General features: G+C 71.8%; 20 protein-coding genes. 10 read left to right on the top strand and 10 right to left on the bottom strand.

Annotated elements, in window-relative coordinates; all coding sequences use genetic code 11:
- Positions 1-201: 201 nt before the first annotated feature.
- Positions 202-471, bottom strand: a complete 270-nt coding sequence (gene rpsO / locus DEJ18_RS05110; RefSeq protein WP_110823867.1) for a 30S ribosomal protein S15 — start codon at positions 469-471, stop codon at positions 202-204.
- A gap of 146 nt (positions 472-617) precedes the next feature.
- Complete coding sequence (locus DEJ18_RS05105; RefSeq protein WP_111081153.1) at positions 618-1067, bottom strand: VanZ family protein; 450 nt, start codon at positions 1065-1067, stop codon at positions 618-620.
- 131 nt (positions 1068-1198) lie between these two features.
- Here DEJ18_RS05105 and DEJ18_RS05100 point away from each other — a divergent pair, with 131 nt between their 5' ends.
- The 3 genes from DEJ18_RS05100 to DEJ18_RS05090 are packed head-to-tail and all read left to right on the top strand — an operon-like array spanning position 1199 to position 3648.
- Positions 1199-2221 (top strand): glycoside hydrolase family 6 protein, encoded by a 1023-nt coding sequence (locus DEJ18_RS05100; RefSeq protein ID WP_111211250.1) that lies wholly within the window; start codon positions 1199-1201, stop codon positions 2219-2221.
- A gap of 45 nt (positions 2222-2266) precedes the next feature.
- Entirely contained in the window at positions 2267-3319 is a 1053-nt protein-coding gene (locus DEJ18_RS05095) for a M4 family metallopeptidase (protein ID WP_111211251.1), read from the top strand.
- A gap of 53 nt (positions 3320-3372) precedes the next feature.
- On the top strand, positions 3373-3648 hold the full coding sequence (locus DEJ18_RS05090; protein WP_111211252.1) for a protealysin inhibitor emfourin: 276 nt from the start codon (positions 3373-3375) through the stop codon (positions 3646-3648).
- Between the two features lie 138 nt (positions 3649-3786).
- On the opposite strand, the gene DEJ18_RS05085 is transcribed toward DEJ18_RS05090, so the two are convergent.
- From DEJ18_RS05085 to DEJ18_RS05075, 3 genes are all read right to left on the bottom strand, one after another.
- On the bottom strand, positions 3787-6045 hold the full coding sequence (locus DEJ18_RS05085; protein WP_284178366.1) for a HelD family protein: 2259 nt from the start codon (positions 6043-6045) through the stop codon (positions 3787-3789).
- A gap of 71 nt (positions 6046-6116) precedes the next feature.
- On the bottom strand, positions 6117-6959 hold the full coding sequence (locus DEJ18_RS05080) for an aldo/keto reductase (protein ID WP_111211253.1): 843 nt from the start codon (positions 6957-6959) through the stop codon (positions 6117-6119).
- Positions 6959-7330: an FKBP-type peptidyl-prolyl cis-trans isomerase gene (locus DEJ18_RS05075; protein ID WP_111211254.1), complete on the bottom strand. Its 372-nt coding sequence runs from the start codon at positions 7328-7330 to the stop codon at positions 6959-6961. The genes DEJ18_RS05080 and DEJ18_RS05075 overlap by 1 nt, the downstream gene beginning before the upstream one ends.
- A gap of 69 nt (positions 7331-7399) precedes the next feature.
- Between DEJ18_RS05075 and DEJ18_RS05070 the strand changes: the two genes are divergently transcribed.
- On the top strand, positions 7400-8719 hold the full coding sequence (locus tag DEJ18_RS05070) for an MFS transporter (protein WP_111211255.1): 1320 nt from the start codon (positions 7400-7402) through the stop codon (positions 8717-8719).
- Positions 8720-8821: 102 nt separating this feature from the next.
- Here DEJ18_RS05070 and DEJ18_RS05065 read toward each other — a convergent pair whose 3' ends face one another.
- The 3 genes from DEJ18_RS05065 to DEJ18_RS05055 all read right to left on the bottom strand — a co-directional run bounded on the left by DEJ18_RS05065 (position 8822) and on the right by DEJ18_RS05055 (position 12017).
- Positions 8822-10333 carry an aspartate ammonia-lyase gene (locus DEJ18_RS05065; RefSeq protein ID WP_502866266.1) on the bottom strand — a complete coding sequence of 504 codons (1512 nt, stop codon included), beginning with the start codon at positions 10331-10333 and terminating at the stop codon, positions 8822-8824.
- 75 nt (positions 10334-10408) lie between these two features.
- Positions 10409-10705, bottom strand: coding sequence for a hypothetical protein (locus DEJ18_RS05060; RefSeq protein ID WP_111211257.1), 297 nt, complete (start codon positions 10703-10705; stop codon positions 10409-10411).
- A 55-nt stretch (positions 10706-10760) separates the two neighbouring features.
- Positions 10761-12017 (bottom strand): inorganic phosphate transporter, encoded by a 1257-nt coding sequence (locus DEJ18_RS05055; protein WP_111211258.1) that lies wholly within the window; start codon positions 12015-12017, stop codon positions 10761-10763.
- 105 nt (positions 12018-12122) lie between these two features.
- Here DEJ18_RS05055 and DEJ18_RS05050 point away from each other — a divergent pair, with 105 nt between their 5' ends.
- The 3 genes from DEJ18_RS05050 (at position 12123) to DEJ18_RS05040 (ending at position 15583) form a co-directional block, all read left to right on the top strand.
- Positions 12123-13820, top strand: coding sequence for a cation:proton antiporter (locus DEJ18_RS05050; protein WP_258376989.1), 1698 nt, complete (start codon positions 12123-12125; stop codon positions 13818-13820).
- Between the two features lie 82 nt (positions 13821-13902).
- Positions 13903-15267, top strand: coding sequence for an ABC transporter permease (locus DEJ18_RS05045; protein ID WP_111211259.1), 1365 nt, complete (start codon positions 13903-13905; stop codon positions 15265-15267).
- A gap of 31 nt (positions 15268-15298) precedes the next feature.
- The gene (locus DEJ18_RS05040) at positions 15299-15583 is read left to right on the top strand and encodes a hypothetical protein (protein WP_111081166.1); all 285 of its coding nucleotides are present in this window, start codon (positions 15299-15301) and stop codon (positions 15581-15583) included.
- A 33-nt stretch (positions 15584-15616) separates the two neighbouring features.
- Here the strand turns inward: DEJ18_RS05040 and DEJ18_RS05035 are convergent, their stop codons facing one another.
- Positions 15617-16135: an 8-oxo-dGTP diphosphatase gene (locus DEJ18_RS05035; RefSeq protein ID WP_181434258.1), complete on the bottom strand. Its 519-nt coding sequence runs from the start codon at positions 16133-16135 to the stop codon at positions 15617-15619.
- A gap of 65 nt (positions 16136-16200) precedes the next feature.
- On the opposite strand from DEJ18_RS05035, the gene DEJ18_RS05030 reads away from it, so the two are divergent.
- Together DEJ18_RS05030 and DEJ18_RS05025 are read left to right on the top strand one after the other, a co-directional pair.
- Positions 16201-16551: a tryptophan synthase subunit alpha gene (locus DEJ18_RS05030; protein ID WP_111081168.1), complete on the top strand. Its 351-nt coding sequence runs from the start codon at positions 16201-16203 to the stop codon at positions 16549-16551.
- A gap of 20 nt (positions 16552-16571) precedes the next feature.
- Positions 16572-17462: an aminodeoxychorismate lyase gene (locus DEJ18_RS05025; RefSeq protein WP_111211335.1), complete on the top strand. Its 891-nt coding sequence runs from the start codon at positions 16572-16574 to the stop codon at positions 17460-17462.
- Positions 17463-17522: 60 nt separating this feature from the next.
- On the opposite strand, the gene DEJ18_RS05020 is transcribed toward DEJ18_RS05025, so the two are convergent.
- Positions 17523-18725: an amidohydrolase gene (locus DEJ18_RS05020; RefSeq protein WP_111211261.1), complete on the bottom strand. Its 1203-nt coding sequence runs from the start codon at positions 18723-18725 to the stop codon at positions 17523-17525.
- A 137-nt stretch (positions 18726-18862) separates the two neighbouring features.
- Here DEJ18_RS05020 and DEJ18_RS05015 point away from each other — a divergent pair, with 137 nt between their 5' ends.
- Positions 18863-20314 carry a Fic family protein gene (locus DEJ18_RS05015; RefSeq protein WP_111211262.1) on the top strand — a complete coding sequence of 484 codons (1452 nt, stop codon included), beginning with the start codon at positions 18863-18865 and terminating at the stop codon, positions 20312-20314.
- Positions 20315-20319: the final 5 nt, after the last annotated feature.

Below are 20319 nucleotides of genomic sequence, written 5' to 3'. Positions count from 1 at the left end.
TGCATGAACAGTACACGGAACCGGGCCGGACCCGTCGGCATTCCCGCGGTGCTCGTGCGGGCACGTGGCGGAACGGGGCACTGGTCGGCGACCGGGCACCCTGGACGACGGAACTCCGGGAACGACGGAGCCCCGACCCTCACGAGGAGGACCGGGGCTCCGGACCAGCAGGGCTGCGACGAGGCAGCACCCTGACGATGACTAGCGGCGCAGGCCGAGGCGCTCGATGAGCGCGCGGTAGCGGGCGATGTCGACGTCGGAGAGGTAACCGAGGAGACGGCGACGCTGACCGACCATGAGCAGCAGGCCACGACGCGAGTGGTGGTCGTGCTTGTGCTCCTTGAGGTGCTCGTTCAGGTCGTTGATACGACGCGTCAGAACGGCGACCTGGACCTCGGGGGATCCGGTGTCGCCCGGGTGGGTCGCGTACTCTTCGATGATCTCCTGCTTGATCTTCGCGTCAAGTGCCATGGAGGATCCCCTTTCCTGCTCTGCGTGAGAGCGTGTCCGTTGCGCGGTGCCCACACCTGCTGTGTGAGCGCTCTTGATCCGCGGCCGTTCGACGGCAACCGAACGAGCATACCAGAGCGGGAGCAGGCCAGGACGAGCCGGCGGGCTCAGGCGGTCCGGGCACGCAGGGGTCGACGCCGACGCCGCTCGGGCAGCAGGCTCCGGACGAACCCGACGAACGTCGCACCGAGCAGGCCGCCCATGCCGTTCGACAGCACGTCGCGGGGGTCGGCGACCCGGTAGGGCAGGTACACGGCCTGCGCGAACTCGATCCCGACCGACAACCCGACGGCGACGACCGCGCCGAGGATCCACCAGCGTCGGGGCAGCCACAGCGCGGCGATCAGCCCGACCGGCACGAACATCGCGACGTTCGCGAGGAACTCCGTCCGGTCGTAGGTGAACCACGCGCCGTGCGGCAGCTGCTGGACCCAGGCGACCGCGTGCAGGACGAGGGAGTTCTCGGCCTCGGTGAAGACGTGCGGCGTCAGCGTCATGCGCCAGATCACCCAGGCGTAGCCCGCCGTCAGGGCGAGGAGGAGCAGTTTCCGCAGCATCACGTCAGTCTGCGGCACCGCTGCTGGCCGGGTGCTGGGCAGTGCCCTGGCATCCGGTGCCGATCGGATGGGAACATGGCCGACAGCAGCGGCGTCGATCGGGGGCGGCGCGCGACAGGGAGGATCGGCCGATGCCGGGAGCGCAACGGGCGTCGACCGCGAGACAGTGGGTGTGGATCGGGGTCGTGGCCGCGCTCGTCGTCGCGGTGGTCGTCGCGGTGACCGTGGTCCTGCCCCGGACCGGGGACCGGCAGGTCGTGCACCGCAAGAGCGTCGCCGAGGCCTGGCCCGGCGGGCTCGCGCACCAGCCCTCCAGCGCCAACCAGCCGCGCTGGCACGTGACGGCCGCGCGCGAGGCGGGACAGGTGGCCACGGCGGAGCGGCTGGCCGTGATCGCCGACCAACCCATCGCGACCTGGCTCACCGACCCCTCGGTACCGGAGACGGTCGCCACCGTGGAGCGCGTCCTCGCCGCCGCCCGGACACAGCAGAAGACGCCGGTGTTCGTGCTGTACGCGATCCCGGACCGCGACTGCGGACACTGGTCCCGCGGCGGCACGACGGCCGACGCCTACCTGCCGTGGGTCCGGGCGGTCGTGCGGGCGCTCGCGGGCTCGCAGGCGGTCGTCCTCGTCGAGCCCGACTCGATCGCGCAGATCGCCGTCTGCGCGCGCCTGCGCGACACCCGGCTGCCGCTCCTCCGGGAGGCCGTCGGCGCCCTGAGCGGCCACGGGCTGACGGTGTACCTCGACGGCGGCAACGAGAACCGCGTACCGGTGCCGACGATGGCCGACTGGCTGCGGCGCGCGGGCGTCGACCGGGTGCAGGGCTTCGCCACGAACGTGTCGAACTTCTACCGCGTCGACCAGGAGCGTGCCTACGCCGACGAGCTGGCCGACACGATCGGCGGTGACCCGCACTTCGTCATCGACGTCTCGCGGAACGGGCAGGGCTGGCGCGGTGACTGGTGCAACCCCGACGGCGCCGGCCTCGGGCAGACGCCGCACGTCACCCGCGGCACGACGCGGCTCGACGCACTGCTCTGGGTGAAGACGCCCGGACTGAGCGACGGCAGCTGCAACGGCGGTCCGGCCGCCGGCGAGTGGTGGGAGTCGTACGCGCTCGCCCTGGTCGCCAACCGCAAGCGGGACTGACGACAGCCCGGTCGCGCTGTCGGCCGCCGGTGGTTGCATGTCGCCATGACCAGCCGCACCCGGCGCTCCGTCGTCCCGCCGTACCTGCTCCGTGCCGTCGCCGACGCGCCGGAGGACCGCTTCCCACGGGCCACCTCGGCCGCACGCACGGCGCTCGCCACGATCGACCTCGTCCAGGAGCCGAAGCAGGCGACCGGCCTCCGGGCTGCCCGGACCGTCGGTCGGACGGACACGTCGCCGCAGCGGACGGTCTCGGACGCTGCCGGCACCACCACCCTGCCGGGCAGGGCGGTCCGGCTCGAGGGCGAGGGCGACACCGGCGACCCGGCCGTCGACGAAGCGTACGCCGGGCTCGGCGCCACGCACGCGTTCTGGCTCGACGTGTTCGGCCGTGCGTCGATCGACGGCGCCGGACTCCCCCTCGACGCCACCGTGCACTACGGACAGCAGTACGACAACGCCTACTGGGACGGTCGACGGATGGTGTTCGGTGACGGGGACGGCGAGGTCTTCCGGCGCTTCACGATCGCCCTCGACGTGATCGGGCACGAGCTCGCACACGGTGTCACCCAGTACACCGCCGACCTCGTCTACCAGGGGCAGTCGGGCGCGCTCAACGAGTCGATGAGCGACGTGTTCGGGTCGCTCGTGGCCCAGTACGCGGCCGGGCAGACGGCGGAGCAGGCGACCTGGCTCATCGGCGCCGGCCTCTTCACCGACGCCGTGCAGGGGGTGGCCCTCCGCTCGATGCGGGCGCCCGGCACGGCGTACGACGACCCGGTGCTCGGGAAGGACCCCCAGCCGGCGACGATGGCGGACTACGTCGACACGACCGAGGACCAGGGCGGGGTGCACCTCAACTCCGGCATCCCGAACCACGCGTTCTTCCTGGCGGCGACGGCGATCGGCGGTCCGACCTGGACCGGGGCCGGTGCCGTGTGGTGGGACGCGCTGACGTCCGCCGAGGTCGGCGCGTCGATCGACTTCGCGGGGTTCGCGGCCGTCACCGTGCGGGTGGCCGCCGACCGGTTCGGTGGCCGCTCCCGCGAGCACACCGCGGTGGCCGAGGCGTGGCGGAGCGTCGGGGTGCGGCCCTGACCCGCGGCCCGACGGCTGGACCGACCGCGTGCTGACGGCGTAGGTTCCGCAGCATGCAGATCGTCGTGCGCCGCAGCGGTGGGTTCGCCGGGACGACGCGGAGCTGGCGGGTCGACACCGACTCCCGACCCGACCAGGACCGGTGGGACGCGCTCGTGGGGGCACTCCCCCGCGACGTCGCCGGGCCGGCGGACGACGACGGTGTCCGGGACGACTTCGTCTGGACGGTGAGCGTGGCCCGGACGACGGTGACGATCCCCGGGCGGCGGCTCGACGGCCCGTGGGCGACGCTCGTGGAGCGCGTGCGCGACCAGGGCGAGCCGGGCTGACGGGCGAGCGCCGGGCCTCCCGTCCGCCCGGACGGGCAGCCGCCGCGCCGACGGCTGCGCACCGCTCGCTGCTCGCTGTTCGCTGAGCGAGGGCGGCCAGAGCGGTTCGGGGACCGCTGCCCTTGGTCGGAGGCAGGTTCAGGCGACCGTCAGGACCGTCAACCGCCGCGTCGGACGCGTCATCGCGACGTAGACCGCTGCCGCCGCCCGGGCCGCGTCGGACCCGACCCGGTCCGGGTCGACGAGCAGGACGCCGTCGAACTCCAGCCCCTTCGCGTCCGCGCCGGTGAGCACGGTCACCGACCCCGGGCGCGGCGAACCCAGACCACGGACGTCGGCGTCGGTCCGGGCGAGGCGCTCCCGGACGGCGGTGACGTCGGCCTCCGGCACGATGACGCCGATCGTCCCCGACCCGATCAGGTCCCGCTCGGCGTCGACGCGCTCGGCGACCGCGTCGAGGAGGTCCGCACGGGCGACCGTCAGCTCCTCGACCGGGTCGCCGTCGCGCACCGCCTCGTTCGCGGTCACGGTGAGGCCCGCCGACTCGGCGAAGGCACCGGCGGCCTCGACGATGGAGCGCGGCGTGCGGTAGTTGACGGTGAGCTCCTCGACCCGCGAGTCGAGCGGCACCTGCGGAGCACGACCACGACGACGACGGGCCAGCGCCCCGCGCACGTCGTCCCAGGTCCGGGCGGCACCGGGCGACGACCCCTGCGCCATGTCCCCGACGATGGTGAAGGACCGGAGCGGGTTGCGCCGGGCGAGGATCCGCCACTGCATCGGCGAAAGCTCCTGCGCCTCGTCGACGACGATGTGCCCGTAGGTCCATTCGCGGTCCTCGGCGGCGCGCTCGGCCGTGGAGCGGGGGTCCCCGCCCTCGGCGAACGCCCCGGCGACCTGCTCGGCGCTGACGATCCCCTCGACACCCATGTTCTCGATGGCCTGCCGGGCGTTCTCGATGTCCCGGTTCCGGCTCGCCTTCGCCTGCCGCTTCGCCGCACCACCGGTCGGGTCGAACACGCCGAGCAGCTCGGCGGCCTCATCGAGGAGCGGGACGTCCTCCACCGTGAACCCGGAGCCGCGCGCACGGCGGAGCAGTGCCCGACGCTCGGGGGTCCAGTTCGGCGTCAGGGACTCGAGCCAGTTCGGCCGGGCGTACAGGTCCTCGAGGAGCTTCTCGGCGGGCAGCGGCAGCCATGCGGTGTTGAGCAGGACGCGGGCATCGTGCGAGCTCCGGATGTCCTCGCGCAGGACCTTCTCGTCGGCCTCGTCGACCGTCGTCCCACGCTGCCGCAGCTGCTCGGCCAGGAGACGCGTCATCGCGTCGAGCGCGGTCTTGTTGAAGGTGACCCGAGCGACGTTGTGCGGCTTCCCGCGGTCCTGCGCCCGACGCATCGCCTCGGCGACGAGCTGCGGCGGGACGACCAGTCGCTCGCCCTCGACGTCGAGCGTCACGGTCTCGGTCGGGACGACCTGACGCGAACGGACGGCTCGACGGAGCAGGTCGGCCATCTCGGCGGAGCCCTTCACGGCGGCGACGTCACGGCGGTCGTGGACCGTGGTGTGCAGCCCCGGGTACAGCGAACCGAGGGACGCCATCACGACGCCGGTCTCACCGAGGGACGGGAGCACCTGCTCGATGTAGGTGAGGAACGCCGGCGACGGTCCCACGACGAGCACGCCGGACCCGCGCAGCCGCTCGCGGTACGAGTAGAGCAGGTACGCCGCCCGGTGCAGGGCGACGGCGGTCTTGCCGGTGCCGGGACCACCCTGCACGATGAGGACGCCCTCGAGCGGCGACCGGATGATGCGGTCCTGCTCACCCTGGATCGTCGCGACGATGTCGGTCATCCGGCCGGTGCGCTCGGCGGTGACGGCCGCGAGCAGGGCTCCTTCGCCCTGCAGGTGCGTCCGCTCGTCGTCGTACAGCGAGGCGTCGAACACCTCGTCCTCGACGCCGACGACCGACCGGCCCTCGAGCGTCAGGTGGCGACGGGCACGCATGCCCATCGGGTGAGCCGCCGTCGCCTGGTAGAAGGCACTGGCCCCGGGCACGCGCCAGTCGAGGAGCAGCGGACGGTGATCGGCGTCCCGCAGGCCGACCCGGCCGATGTACCGGAACGTGTCCTCGTCGGCGGGCGGGTCCTGGACCTCGAGTCGCCCGAACACCAGGCGGTCGCCCACCTGTCGGAGCGTGGCGACGGTGTCCTCGTACAGCCTGGCGAAGGCGTCACGCTCGGTGCGGCTCTGGTGGTTGCCCCCGACGGCCTGGCGACGGGTCTCGACGAGGCGCTGTTCGGCGTCGGCGGTCAGCTCGTCGAGACGGCGGAACAGCCCGTCGACGTACCCGCGCTCGCGGTCGATCTCGGTCGGTTCGGACACACGCGCTTCGGACACTCGCAACCCTTCGGGACAGGGGTACCAATGGTATCCCCCTGCCCCGGTCGGGTTCGACGCGTGTGCGGCGTCTACATCTCCTCGTGCGTGTCCGGGTCGCCGTCCCAGAGCCGACCGCGCTCGAGCGCCGAGATGGCCCGGACCTCGTCGTCGGTCAGCGTGAAGCCGAACACGTCGAGGTTCTCGCGCTGGCGGTCCGGGTCGCCCGACTTCGGGACCGGGACGGCGCCGAGCTGGACGTGCCAGCGGAGCACGACCTGGCCGGCCGACACCCCGTGTGCCGTGGCGGCGGCGGTGACGGGCTCCTCGGTGAGGAGCTCCGACTGCTTCGCCAGCGGGCTCCAGCTCTCGGTCGCGATGCCGAGACGCTCGTGCACGGCGCGGAGCCCGGCCTGCGGGAAGTACGGGTGCAGCTCGACCTGGTTCACCGCGGGGGCGACCCCGGTGGCGTCGAGGATGCGGTCGAGGTGCTCCGGCGTGAAGTTCGAGACGCCGATCGAGCGCACCTTGCCGCTGTCGCGGAGGTCGACGAACGCCTTCCAGGTCTCGACGAACTTCCCGACCGAGGGGTTCGGCCAGTGGATGAGGTACAGGTCGAGGTGGTCGAGCCCCAGGTTCGCCAGGGTCTCGTCCACGGACCGGTGCGCCTCGTCGTAGCCGTGGTGGCGTCCCGGCAGCTTCGACGTCACGACGAACTCGTCGCGCGGCACGTCGGACTCGCGGACCGCGCGGCCCACCGCGTCCTCGTTGCCGTAGTTCAGCGCGGTGTCGAGCAGGCGGTACCCGCTCGTGATCGCTGCGCCGACCGCCGCGACCCCGTCGTCCCCGTCGAGCGAGTACGTGCCGAGACCGAGCGCCGGGATCCGGTGCCCGTCGTTCAGCTCGAGGGTCGGGACCTCCGGGACGCCCGCCATCAGCGGACCCCGAGCAGGTCGATGACGAAGATGAGCGTCTTGCCGGAGAGGAAGTGTCCGCCACCGGCCGGGCCGTAGGCGAGCTCCGGCGGGACGACGAGCTTGCGGCGACCGCCGACCTTCATGCCGGGGATGCCCTCCTGCCAGCCGCGGACGAGTGCCGCGAGGGGGAAGTCGATCGGCTCGCCGCGGCCCCAGGAGCTGTCGAACTCCTCGCCGGACTCGTACTCGACGCCGGCGTAGTGCACCTTGACGGTCGAGCCGGCCTCGGCGACCTCGCCGTCGCCCTCGACGATGTCGGTGATGACGAGGTCGGTGGGGGCCGGGCCCTCGGGGGCGTCGAACTCGGGCTTGCTGTTCAGGTCAGTCATGCCCGCCAGTCAACCAGAGGACGCGCACGTGCCCCGCAGGAGCCCTCCAGGCCACAGAATGGTTCCATCGTGACACCAGATGCCCCCGCGAAGCTCCGCCGTTCCCTGCTCGCCGACCTGACCCCGCTCCGCCGCTCCCCCGCGTTCGCGCGGCTCTGGATCGGCAGCTCGATCGCCGGCATCGGCACCATGATGACGAGCGTCACGGTGGGCCTCGAGGTGTACGAGATCACCCGGTCCACCTTCATGGTGTCGCTCGTCGGCGTCATCTCCCTCGTCCCGATGATCCTCGCCGGCCTGTACGGCGGGATGCTCGCCGACGCCTTCGACCGCCGCACCGTGGCCCTGGTCTCCGCGGTCCTGGCGTGGGTGTCGACCGCGCTCATCGCCGCCCACGCGTGGCTCGGCTTCGACAGCGTCACGCTGCTGTACGTCCTCGTCACCGTGAACGCCGTCGCCGGCACCGTGATCGGGGCGTCGCGGGCGGCGATCGTGCCCCGCCTGGTCGGCATCGAGCTGCTCCCCGCGGCGAGCGCCCTCAACAGCATCAGTGCCGGGTTCTCGGTGACCGTCGGTCCTGCCGTCGGCGGCGTGCTCGTCGCCGCGTTCGGCTTCGCGCCCACCTACACGGTCGACGTCGTCCTGTTCAGCGCGGCGTTCCTCGGGGTGGTCACCCTGCCGCGGATGGCCCCGGAGCACGACGCCCTGCGCCCCGGGCTGTCGTCGCTGATCGAGGGGGCGAAGTTCCTCCGCCGCTCGCGCAACATCACGATGACGTTCGTGCTCGACATCATCGCGATGACCTTCGGGCAGCCCCGGGTGCTGTTCCCCGCGATCGGCGCCCTCGTCGTCGGCGGCGGGTCGATCACCGTCGGGACCCTGACGGCGGCCTACGCCATCGGCGCGCTGCTCTCGGGGATCTTCTCCGGCCCGCTCGGCCACGTGCGCCGCCAGGGCGAGGCGGTCGGCTGGGCGATCACGGTCTACGGCGGAGCGATCGCTGCGTTCGGCGTCGTCGTCGCCTGCGCGCACCTCCTCGGCGGCCGGGCCTCCGAGACGTTCTCGGCGGGCATCCTGCCGGCGCTGGCGCTCTGCGCGCTCTTCCTCGCCGTGGCCGGCGGCGCGGACAACGTGAGCAGCGTGTTCCGCGGGACGATCCTCCAGGCCGCCGCGCCGGACGGGATGCGCGGCCGGTTGCAGGGCATCTTCATCGTGGTCGTGACCGGTGGACCGCGGGTCGGCGACCTGTACGCCGGGCTCGTGGTCGCCGCCGGGTTCGCGTACCCGCCGGTGATCGGCGGGGTGCTCATCATCGCGCTCGTGGCGCTGTTGCTCCGGCTCGTCCCGTCCTTCCGGCGGTACGACGCCCTGCACCCGAACGCGAACTGAGGCGCCCGGCACGTCACCGGCTGACGGACGGGAGGCGCGGGGAGCGGCCGCCACGGGCCTGCCGTCCGACGTCGGACGGGGACCCGCCGCTCGCCTCCCAGGTCAGGGCTGGCGGGGGCGGGAGGCCGCCTCGCGCTCGTGCTGCTCGAGCATCGCCTCGGTGACCACCGGCATCGCGCCGGTCGCCAGTTCGATGCCGGACAACCGGGCCGGGCTGAGGACGCGGTGCACCTGGTGCTCGTCCATCAGGCCGGCCGCGATCACCAGTGTCGAGATCGGCGTCGAGGTCGTCAGCGCCGTGTGCGCGATCGAGGCGGCGGCCGCGTAGCCGATGTACGGCGTCAGCGCGGTGACGACGCCGACGTTCGTGTCGACCTGAGCGGCGAGCTTGGCCTCGTTCGCCTCGATGCCGGTGACACAGTGCTCGCGGAGGGTCGCGCAGCCCCGCGCCATCCACTGCAACGACTGCAGGATCGAGTGCGCGATGATCGGCTCGAAGGCGTTGAGCTGGAGCTGTCCGCCCTCGGCCGCCATCGTCACGGTCGTGTCGGCGCCGGCGACGGCGAACGCGATCTGGTTCACGACCTCCGGGATCACCGGGTTCACCTTGCCCGGCATGATCGACGAGCCGGCCTGGCGTGCCGGCAGCGTGATCTCGCCGAGGCCCGCCTGCGGACCGGACGCCAGCAGCCGCAGGTCGTTGCAGATCTTCGAGAGCTTGGCGGCACTGCGCTTCACCGTGCCGGAGAGGGTCATGAACGAACCGGCGTCACTCGTCGCCTCGATGAGGTCCGGAGCGGTGACGACGTCGATGCCGCTCGCCTCCTGCAGCTGCCGGCGCACCTCGTCGCGGTAGAGCGGATCGGCGGTGATGCCGGTCCCGATGGCCGTCGCGCCGAGGTTCATCTCCGCCAGCAGCGGCACCACCCGGCGGAGCTGGACGACGTCCTCCTGGATGGTGTGCGCGAAGCCGGTGAACTCCTGCCCGAGGGTCATCGGCACGGCGTCCTGCAGCTGGGTGCGGCCGACCTTGAGGACGTCGGCGAACGCGTTCCCCCGCTCGGCGAACGCGGCCGAGAGCTGCTCGAGCTGGTCGGCCAGACGGCGCACCCCGTAGATCATCGCGATCTTGATGCTCGTCGGGTACGTGTCGTTCGTCGACTGGCTGCGGTTCACGTGGTCGATCGGGTGCAGGTACGCGTAGTCCCCGCGCTCCCGGCCGAGCAGTTCGAGGGCCCGGTTCGCCAGGACCTCGTTCGTGTTCATGTTCGTGCTGGTGCCCGCGCCGCCCTGCACGACGTCGACGACGAACTGGTCGCGCAGCGCCCCGTCACGGACCTCCTGCGCGGCCCGGTCGATGGCGTCGGCACGCTCGGCGTCGAGCACCCCGATCGCCCGGTTCGCGCGGGCGGCGGCCTGCTTCACGGTGACGAGGGCGGCGACGAGGTCCGGGTACACCGCGATCGGCACCGACGCGATCGGGAAGTTCTCCATCGCCCGCAACGTGTTGATTCCCCAGTAGGAGTCGACCGGCACCTCCCTCGAGCCCAGCGAATCGGTCTCGGTGCGGGTGGCAGCGCTCGTCAACGTCGTGGTCCTCTCCGTCGCGGTCAGATCCCGAGGGTAGTCCGCGACCGTCCGGTCGGTACGGCGCGGCGTGCTCGGCGGGACGTGGCCGTGCGGTCGGCGTCAGTGGAAGGCGGGGACGATCAGGTAGATGCCGTACAGCACGGCCGCGCCGCAGAGCGCGAAGCAGACCACGGCGAGCGCCCGGAACAGCCGGATCGCCGTCGCGGCCGCGGTCGGGTCCGGGAACCCGGCGGTGGCGGGGCCGATCGTCCCGTCGTCCTTCACGGTGTACTTGCCGGCGCGGGCGTCGGCGGCGCTCCAGAACCGGAGGCCGACCGAGTACACGGCGACGACGAAGCAGGCCGAGACGACGGCGACCAACGCCACGAGCAGGAAGGCTCCCCAGTCGATGCCCATCAGCAGGTCCTCCCCAGCAGGAACGCTCCACAGCGTCCGTCCACGGTGATGCCCATCAGCGACGGCCTCCCTTGCGTCCGGCCATGCGACGGAGGGTCCGCTCGCGGCTCAGTTCTGCGCGTCGGGCGGCGACCGCCTCGGCACGCTTGGCGCGCTGCAGGTCGCGCTGCTCCTTGCGGGTCAGCACGGCGTTCGCGGCGACGTCCACCTCGATCGCCGAGGCGTGCTCGTGCGGTTTGCGCAGCGACCAGAGGTACAGGCCGAGGACCACCGCACCGCCGACCACGGCGTCGATGACGAGGCCGACCACGCCGAAGTGCGCGATGCCCGAGGCGACCGCGCCGACCGCTGCGGCAGCCGGGAGCGTGATGAACCAGGCGATGACGATCTTGCCCGCCGTCGACCACTGGATCTTCGACCCGCGGCGGCCGAGGCCGGCACCGATGATGGACCCGGACGACACCTGGGTCGTCGACAGGGCGAACCCGAGGTGGCTCGAGGCGAGGATCGTCGCGGCGGTCGACGCCTCGGCCGCGAAGCCCTGCGTCGCCCGGATCTCGGTGATGCCCGATCCGAGCGTTCGGATGATCCGCCAGCCGCCCGTGTACGTGCCGAGCGCGATCGCCAGGGCGCAGGCGGCGACGACCCAGAACTGCACGCCCTGGTCGGCGGACTGCGCTCCCGAGGCGATGAGCGTCAGCGTGATGACGCCCATCGTCTTCTGCGCGTCGTTCGTGCCGTGCGCCAGCGACACCATCGAACTGGTGAACACCTGGCCGATCCGGAAGCCGCCGCGCTCGTTCGGGAACACGGGTCGCCGGGTGATCCGGTACGCGATCCGCGTGGCGAGCAGCGACACCAGGGCCGCGATCACCGGCGACAGGAACGCCGGGATGATCACCACCGTCAGCAGGGCCGCGTAGTTCACCGAGTCGAAGCCAGCACCGACGATCGCGGCACCGATGAGCCCGCCGAACAGCGCGTGCGAGGACGACGACGGCAGTCCGCGCAGCCACGTGATCATGTTCCAGACCACCGCCCCGATCAGGCCGGCGAAGATCATCTCCGGACTGATGGCGACGCCACCGGGTCCCTCGTTGATGAGCCCGTGCGAGATCGACGTCGCCACAGCGGTGCTGAGGAACGCCCCGACGAGGTTGAGCACCGCTGCGACGGAGACCGCCACCGTGGGCTTCATGGCGCCGGTCGCGATCGGGGTCGCCATTGCGTTGGCGGTGTCGTGAAAACCGTTTGTGAAGTCGAAGAAGAGGGCCAACGCAATGACCAGGACGACTATGAGCGTGATGTCCACCGCGGGCAAGTGTCCCAGGCCGGGCGGTGCTGAGCAAGCCGAGTGGTCACCTGGTGTTCACCCGGGCTTCACATCCGCTCAGGTCGGGACGGAACCGATGGGAGGATGGAGCCCGTGGACATCGCCGAGTTGCTCATCCTGTTGGTCGGATCGCTCGCCGTCACCGGGTTCGCCCGCGCCTGGGGTCTCCCCGCTCCGCTGCTCGTGACGGCGGTCGCGCTCGGGGTGTCGTTCATCCCTGGCCTGCCGCACATCGAGATCGACTCCGAGGTCATCCTGACGGTCGTCCTGCCGCCGCTGCTCTACTCCGCCGCGCTCGACGTGTCGTGGCAGAGCTTCCGGGGGTCGATCAAGCAGATCCGACGACTCGGCGTCTTCCTCGTCATCGTCACGGCGCTGGCCGTGGGCCTGGCCGCGTACCTGATCATCCCGGACATGACGTGGCCCGCAGCGATCCTGCTCGGTGCCATCGTCGCCCCGCCGGACGCGGTCTCCGCCGCCGCGATCGGACGGAAGCTCGGACTCCCCCGTCGGGTGATGACGGTCCTGTCCGGCGAGAGCCTCATCAACGACGCCGCGTCGCTCACGCTGGTCCGGGTGTTCACGCTCATCATCGCCGGGACGTCCCTGACCATCTGGCAGGACCTCGGGATCTTCGGACTCGCGATCGGCGTCGGCCTCGTCGTCGGCGGCGTGCTCGGCGTCGTCGTGCACTGGATCCGGATGCGGATCAACGACCCCGTCGTCGAGACGATCATGAGCATCCTGCTGCCGTTCGTCGCGTACATCCTGGCGGAGGAACTGTCCGGCTCCGGAGTCATCGCGGTCGTCACGGCCGGTCTCTACATCGGCTACAACTCCCCCAAGGAGGGCTACGCGACCCGGCTGCAGGAACGCCCGCTGTGGACGAGCGTCGACGTCATCCTCGAGGGCTTCGTCTTCGCGCTCATCGGCCTGCAGCTCAGCACCGTCGTGCAGGACCTCGTCGAGAGCGAGCGGAGCCTCGGCCAGACCCTGACCGCGGCGGCCGTCGTGCTCGCGGTCGTCATCGTCGTGCGTCCCCTCTTCATCTTCGAGTCGTACGCACGGAACCGCCTGCACGGCCGGTTCATCCGACCGCTCCGGATCCGCGCCTCCCGGGGGCACCGGTCCCTCCGGTGGATCCGCGGCTCGGCCGAACCGAAGCTCAACTGGCGGGAACTCACCGTGATCTCGTGGACCGGCATGCGCGGAGTGGTGACGCTCGCTGCGGCGGCCTCCGTCATCGACAACCCGATCGAGATCCCCGCGCAGGACACCATCGTCGTCATCGCGTTCATCGTCACGGTCGGCACCCTCCTGCTGCAGGGCCTGACGCTGCCGCTCGTGATCCGCGCCCTCAAGGTGCAGGACCCCGCCGAGGACGACCAGGACCGCCGCAGCGAGATGCTGCTCAACCAGCGCACGACGGTGGCCGCGATCGAGCTCCTCGACCGTCGTCGCCCGGACTGGGCCGAGCGCTACGGCCACCAGGCGGTCGACTCGGTCGTCGCCCGGCTGAAGGCCCGTCTGGAACGGCAGGCCGAGACCTTCCGGCAGGACGCAGAAGAAGAGGAGACCGAGGAGCGCAACGCCCCCGCACGGCTCCGCGGCACCCAGATCCAGGACATCCGGCGTGAACTGCTCGACCGTCGCCGCGAGATCGTGCTCGAGGAACGCGAGAAGGGCAACCTGGACGAAGAGGTCATGCGCCGCGTGCTCGTGACGCTCGACGCCGAAGAGCTCGCGATGGACTCCGCGCAGGCCTCACGCAGCCGCTCCTGATCGCCGCCCTCCTCCCCCGAGCCGCCCGGCCGACGCGGCGTATCCTGGGTCGCCAGACGACGAGACAGGAGCGCAGCGCCGAGTGAGCACCCCGCGGAACCACGAACGCAGGAACAACGACCTGCCGGCGCCCAGCGCCGACACCGTGGTGAGCGGAACGCCGTCCGCGCCGCCACGGTCGCCGCGGTCGCCACGTCCACCGCGCGCGACCCGGCCCACGCCGCCACCGAAGCAGCACATCGGCCGTTACCGCCGCTGGTACTCCACGCTGCACCCGTCGCTCCAGCTCATCGGCCTGCAGCTCTGGATGCCGCTGTTCTTCATCGTCGGGTTCTGTCTCTGCTACGTCTTCGCCTTCCACGCACCGCACCCGCACGACGTCCCGGTGGCGCTCGTCGGCAGCGACCCGACGTTCGTCGCCGCCGTGCAGAAGGCCCTGCCGGGTGAGTTCGTCTTCCACTCCTACGACTCCCTCGCGGCGGCGAAGCGCGATGTCCTCGCCGGTTCGATGGCGGTGGCGTACGACCCGTCGACGAACGAGTTCTCCAAGGCCAGCGCGCACCAGTTCCAGGTCGCGAACCTCGTCCCGGCAACGCTCACGGCGGTGCTGACCGGCATCGGGGTCGCGACGCCGGAGGTCACCGAACTCGCCGCGCTCCCGGCGTGGGACGAGTACGGCACGGTTCCGATGTACGTCATGCTCGCGTGGTGCATCGGCGGCTACATGGTGGCGATGTTCATCGGCATCATGGGCGGCCCGCTGCGGCACCGCACCCGCATGACCGTGATCGTCGTCGGCGGCCTCGTCATCTCCGTCATCACGAACACCCTCGCGGGCCCGGTGGTCGGGGCGATCCACGGACACTTCCTGCCGCTCGTGCTCATCGCCTGGGGCTGGATCGTCGCCATCGGCCTCGCGGTGAACGGGCTGAGCTACTTCGTCGGACGCTTCGTCGCCGCCCCCGCGATGATCTGCTTCGTCTTCCTGTCGATGCCGTCGTCCGGCGGGGCCTACCCGAAGTGGTTCATGCCGGAGCCGTTCGCGTGGCTCAACCACGTCGTGGTGGGCTCGAGCATGGTCGACATGATCAAGCACCAGGTCTACGGCGTCGGCCCCGGTCCCGCCCGCGGCCTCGTCACGATGGCCTGTTACGCGGCCGCCGGACTCGTGCTCATGTACTTCGGCAAGAAGTGGTGGGAGCGCCGTCGCATCCGGGCGATCGTCACCGGCCGGACGACGATGTTCCAGGACGCGAACACGGCGAACCGCGAGTTCCTCGGCCGTGAGCGCGACGCCGAGCTCGAGCGGCACGGCCTCACCTCGACCGCGACCGGCACACTGCAGGTGGTGCCCGACGACGGGTGGGAGGACGAACGGGCCTCCGGGGACGTCTTCACCGGTGGACGCGACGGCCTCGAGAACGAACCGCTGAACCCCGGCCGGTAGCGGTTCCGGGGATCGGTATCCTGGGGCGATCATGTCGCGTACCGCCTGGCACCGCCTCCTCGTCACGATCGTCGTCGTCTTCCTCGTCATCGCGGCGATGTCGTACGTGACGAGCATCGTCCTCGCCCCGAGCGGTGGCCGCAGCGTCGCCGGACTCTGGGACGGCTGGGCGATGTTCTCGCTCGTGGCCGCGATCGCCTTCGGTGTCGTGGACTTCTTCGTCCGCCCGCTCGGCGGCCAGAGCGGTGACGCGGACGTCATGGCGGCGGCCGAGGAGGCCCGGACCGGCAGCACGCGCACCCAGCGCAGCCGCTGACGACGATCGATCGCCGCTCGGTCGCGGCGCGCCTCAGCCCGGCTCCCCGATGCCCGTCCCAGTGAACCCCGCGACCGAGGCGTTGTCCTCCGCGAACACCACGCGCGCGTCGACCCGTCCGCCCGCGAGCACACCGGGCAGCCAGTAGCGGGCGTCGTCCCACATCGCGTCGTAGGGTACGGCGTCGACCGGCACCCACCGCGGCTCCAGCTCGTCGCCGCCCGACGGGTCGCCCTGCCAGCGGCGGCAGACGAAGACGTCCGAGACCTGGGACCAGGACGGGCGGAACGGGAACCGGTAGCGCAACGTGCCACGGGCCTCCAGGTCGGCAGCGTCGACGCGGAGACCGACCTCCTCTGCGACCTCGCGGACGGCGGTCTCGACCGCCGTCTCGTCACCCTCGCGCTTGCCGCCCGGACCGACCACGCGGCCCGTGCCGAGCCCGCGTCGCTTCTCGCCGAGCAGGACCTCCGGCCCGGTCGCACCGTCCCGGAGCAGGTACACGACGACCACGGCCGGGTGCTGGGACTTGCTCTCGTCGCGCTCGGTCATGTGGTCCAGTGTGGCCGATCCGATGACGTACGCTCGATGCATGGCAGGCGTGCTCTGGGGGCGTCATGGCTGAGTCCCGGAGGGCGGGGCGCAGCCTCGAGGTGCTGCGCGCCGAAGCCGCCGAGGAGATCTCGGTCATCGTCGAACACCGCTGTCGGCAGGGCGACGACCCGTGGGACTTCATGCACACGCTGCCGAGTGTCGACGAGCAGGTCGTGCTCATCCTCCGTGCCGAGGCGATGGAGGTCGACGTCCGGATCGGCCGCCGGAGCTCGCAGTGGTCGGCGCACCCTGCCTCCGGTCACGGCACCGAGCACGGCGAGGAGTACCACCGCCTCCGCCGCATCGCGCTCCAGCACCCGGAGCTGACGCAGGCGGTCTGGAAACTCATGGACACGCTGCCCGGCGGTCACTGACCTGGGGTTGGATGGGGACCATGACCGACACCGTCCTCGCCGTCCTGAACCAGCCCTCGCGCGACGCAGCGCCGCACGACCCCGAGGCGGACGCCTTCACGTGGGAGAAGCCGCTCGAAGAGCACGTCCAGGTGATGGACCTCGGGCTCACCCGCGGGGACGGCGTGTTCGAGACGATCACGGTGATCGACGGTCGACCGCAGGCGCTCGAGGCGCACCTGGCCCGCTTCGGTCGCTCCGCCGCCAGGCTCGACCTGCCCGAGCCGGACCTGGACGCCTGGCGACGAGCGATCGAGGCCGTCTGCGCCCGCCTCGACCCGGTGCGCGAGGCGTACGCCAAGACCGTCCTGACGCGCGGTGTCGAGGGGCTGGGTCGGCCGACCGGCTGGGTCTACGCGGCACCGTCCGCCGATCAGACCCGTGACCGCACCGAGGGCATCGGGGTCGTCACGCTCGACCGCGGCTACCGGCACGACGTCGAGCGGACCTCGCCGTGGCTGCTGCAGGGTGCGAAGACGCTGTCCTACGCGATCAACATGGCGGCGCTCCGCGAGGCCGTCCGGCGCGGCGCCGACGACGCGCTCTTCGTCTCGACCGACGGCTACGTGCTCGAGGGCACGCGGGCGAACCTCGTCATGTCCGTCGGCGGGCGGTTCGTCACGCCCCGTACCGACATCGGCATCCTCGACGGCACCACACAGGCCGACGTCTTCCGCTTCGCCGAGCAGGAGGGCATCGAGACCGGCTACGAACTCGTCACGCTCGACGACCTGCGGGCCGCCGACGCGCTGTGGCTCGTCTCCAGCATCCGGCAGGCGGCGCCGATCCACACCGTCAACGGGGTGCGGATCGACATGGACCTCGGCATGACGGAGCGCATCAACGACTTCCTGCTGGCGCGCGAGGACTGACGCGGCGTCGGACGGGAGGCGCGGGGCGGCGCCGCGTCGCGCCTCCCGTCCGACACGGTGTCACCAGCGCGGCGTCGTGACGCCCTGACCGTCGACGTAGGCGAAGACCTGGCGGCCCTCGATCCAGACGCGCTGGGCGCGGCTGGTCGCGTCGAGCGGGTCGTCGTCCCAGAGGACGAGGTCGGCGTCGTACCCCACGGCGAGGCGGCCGACACGGTCGCCGAAGCCGAGGATGTCCGCGGGGGCGGAGGTGATCGCCTCGAGCGCGGTCTGCCGGGGCAGGCCGTCGCGGACGGCCATCGTGGCCTGGGTCACGAGCATGTTGATCGGGACGACCGGGGCGTCGGTGGTGATCGCGACGCGGACCCCGGCGGCGGCGATCGTGGCGAGGTTCGGGATGCCGCGGTCACGGAGTTCGACCTTCGACCGGCTGGTGAACAGCGGTCCGTAGACCACCGGGATGCCCTTCTCGGCGAGCAGGTCGGCGAGCTTGTGGGCCTCGGTGCCGTGGTTGACGACCAGGCGGTAGCCGAACTCCTCGGCGAGACGGACAGCGGTGGCGATGTCGTCGTGGCGGTGGGTGTGCTGGTCCCAGGCGAGTTCGCCGTCGAGGACGCGCGCGAGCGTCTCCTTCGTCAGGTCGCGCTCGAAGGGCTCCCCCTTCGTCTCGGCCGCTGCCCGGGCGTGCCGGTAGTGGTCGGCTGCGAGGAAGGCTTCGCGGATCACCTTCGCCACGCCCAACCGCGTCGACGGCGTCTGGCCCTTCTCGCCGTAGACCCGCTTCGGGTTCTCGCCGAGGGCGCTCTTCACGCTGACGCTGTCCGAGATGAGCTGTTCGTCGATCGTCCGCCCGCCCCAGGTCTTGATCGCGACCGTCTGCCCTCCGATCGGGTTGCCGGAGCCGGGCTTGACGACGATGCTCGTGATGCCGCCGGACAGGGCGTCGCGGAAGCCCTCGTCCTCGATGTCGACCGCGTCGATCGCCCGGACGGCGGCCATGTTCGGGCCGGTCATCTCGTTCGTGTCGTTGCCGGCCGAGCCGTTCGCCTCTTCGTGGATGCCGACGTGGCCGTGCGCCTCGACGAAGCCGGGCAGGAGCCAGGCACCGGCGGCGTCGACGACCGGCAGGCCGTCGGGCGGTGTCACGTCCGGGCCGACGGCCGTGATCCGGCCGTCCTGCACGACGACGGCACCGCCGTCGAACTCGTCGCGGTCGACGGGGACGACGTGGGCACCGGTGATCACGAACGAGTTGTCAGTCATTCTACAACGGTACCGATCGGGGCCCGGAGCGCCGCCGAGCGTGTACCGAGTGCCGCTCGTGCACACGACATCCCGATTCCTCGCTGTCGGGGCAGCCCGGCCACTACCGTCGACGGCCGCGAGGAGCGGGAGGCAGCATGACGGGCAACACGGAAACGACGGCCAGGACCGACACGAGGAGGACCGACACGACGGGAAACACGGCTGCGACCGGCAGGACGGCTGCGACCGACCGGACCGGCGCGACGGACCGGACCGGCGCGACGGAGGACGGCATCGCGATGACCGAGCGCGCCTGCGACGGCGTCGCGCTCGCGGCGACCGGGCGTGGTCATGGCGGAGCCGGGTGGCCGCGCCACGGCTCGACCACGCGTCCGTGGCGGAGCACCGGACGCCCGCCGCGGGCCGACCGCATGACGCGGTCGGTGCGGTGCTCGCTGCCGCCCGCGATCGCGGATCAGGCGTTCGTGGCGCCGCCCCACCTCGCCGACCTGCTGGCGCGCGCGACCGACCGTCTGGTCGACGTCGACCGCCGGCTCGGGGACCGCACGGCCGCCTTCGACCTGCTCCTCGCCCGCACCGAGGCGGTCTCGTCGTCCCGGATCGAGGAGGAGCACGCCACGCTCGACGACTACGCCCGGGCACTCGTCGGCATCCGGGCGAACGGCAGTGCCACGGCCATGGTCGGTGCGACCGCCGCGCTGCGCGGGATGATCACGGCCGCCGGACGCGGCCGCATCACCGAGCGGTCCGTGCTCGACGCCCACGCGGTGCTCATGCGGGACGACCCGGTGGACGGTCCCGTCGCCGGACAGTGGCGTCGGGTGCAGAACTGGATCGGCGGCGGGGCCTCTCCCCGGGACGCCGCGTACGTGCCGCCGCCTGCCGACGACGTCCCCGCTGCGATGGCCGACCTCTTCGCGTTCCTCGCGCGGGACGACGTCGACGCCCTGGCGCAGGCCGCGATCGCGCACGCCCAGTTCGAGTCCGTCCACCCGTTCACCGACGGCAACGGAAGGATCGGACGAGCGCTGGTCAACGCGGTCCTGCGACGGCGTGGCGTCACGACCGCACTCGTCGTGCCCGTGGCCGCTGCCCTGGTCGCCGATCGAGCGGGCTACTTCACCGAGCTCGAACGCTACCGGGACGGCCACGTCGACGGGATCATCGCCCTGACGGCGCGGGCGGTCGGGGTCGTCTGCGACGAGGTCGAGTTCACCGCGCTCCGACTCGACGAGGTCGAGCACGACCGGAGCGCGGTCCGCCCGTCGGGCAACGGGCAGCAGGTCACACACCACTCGGACCTCCTCCGCGTCCTCCTGGCCGACCCGGTCCTGACCGAGGCCGCGGTCAGCGCAGCGCTCCCGGCGGACCTGCCGTGGACCGACGCGGTGATCGGGGAGTTCGTCGACGCCGGCGTGCTCCGGCCCGTCACGGCACGTCGGCGGGACCGGGCATGGGTCGCGTCCGACGTCCTGGCAGAACTCGACGCACTGGCCGAGCGGATCCGGGCGGCAGCGGCACCGGGCATGTCCAGCCTGATCCCAGCGGCACCGGGCATGTCCAGCCTGATCCCAGCGGCAGCGTGACGGGG

The organism is Curtobacterium sp. MCSS17_015 (assembly GCF_003234265.2).
Lineage (GTDB): Bacteria > Actinomycetota > Actinomycetes > Actinomycetales > Microbacteriaceae > Curtobacterium.
Note: the sequence above shows the minus strand (reverse complement) of the source record. Positions and strands in the feature narration are given on the sequence as shown.